We start from the raw sequence: 1,230 nt of genomic DNA on the forward strand, positions 1-1,230 counted from the left end.
ATCTTAAACGCAGACAACCAACGCTGCGCTGACCTAGCCTTCTCCGTCACTCCGTCGCAGTCAGAAGGGGTACAGGAATATTGACCTGTTTCCCATCGATTACGTCTTTCGACCTCACCTTAGGGGCCGACTCACCCTGCGCCGATTAGCGTTGCGCAGGAACCCTTGGTCTTCCGGCGGGGGAGCTTCTCACTCCCCTTGTCGTTACTCATGTCAGCATTCGCACTTCTGATACCTCCAGCACACCTCCCGATGCACCTTCAACGGCTTACAGAACGCTCCTCTACCATCCAGAGGACAGGCTACAGAAGACGGATGTCAGAAAGTTTAACTCCAGTTTTTGTGTAAACCGGAGAGCATTTTGGCAATGGTTTGGTATCTTGTCCGGTATTGGTTTGCTTTTTCTGGCGGCATATAGCCTAAGTCTCTGGCGTAGCTTAACCACACTCTGATTTCATCTGATGATCCAATTGCCATTGCAAGATAGCGTTTGAATTCAGCTTTTGAGTAGGCTTGCTTTCCAAATCCTTCGGCCAGATTGGCACAAATACCTTTACTTGCCCTTCGTACCTGATTCGCAAGACCGTTCATTTGTTCATGCCGAGGCCAATTGAGGCTTTCTGCATGTAACTCTAATGAAAGATCATAGGCTTTACGAAACGCTTCAAGATCTTCAACACACTGTATTGGCTTTCTCATCTGTCTTCAGTCTTCTGTAGTCTGTCCTCTGAATCCGTAGCTTCGGTGAACAGTTTGAGCCCCGTTAAATCTTCCGCGCGAGCCGACTCGACCAGTGAGCTATTACGCTTTCTTTAAAGGGTGGCTGCTTCTAAGCCAACCTCCTGGCTGTCTGGGCCTTCTCACATCGTTTCCCACTTAACTGTTACTTTGGGACCTTAGCTGACGGTCTGGGTTGTTTCCCTTTCCACGACGGACGTTAGCACCCGCCGTGTGTCTCCCGTGATTGCACTCATCGGTATTCGGAGTTTGCATGGGGTTGGTAAGTCGGGATGACCCCCTAGCCCAAACAGTGCTCTACCCCCGATGGTGAGACACGAGGCACTACCTAAATAGCTTTCGAGGAGAACCAGCTATCTCCGGGCTTGATTAGCCTTTCACTCCTATCCACAGGTCATCCGCTAGCTTTTCAACGATAGTCGGTTCGGTCCTCCAGTTGATGTTACTCAACCTTCAACCTGCCCATGGATAGATCGCCCGGTTTCGGGTCTA

Annotated in this window: 1 rRNA gene; it reads right to left on the minus strand. The window is 50.3% G+C overall.

The window, feature by feature from the left end:
- Positions 1 to 1,230: ribosomal RNA gene (locus KDK13_RS16265) — 23S ribosomal RNA — on the minus strand; the annotation flags it as partial.

This window comes from Endozoicomonas sp. SESOKO1 (assembly GCF_024606265.1).
GTDB lineage: Bacteria > Pseudomonadota > Gammaproteobacteria > Pseudomonadales > Endozoicomonadaceae > Endozoicomonas.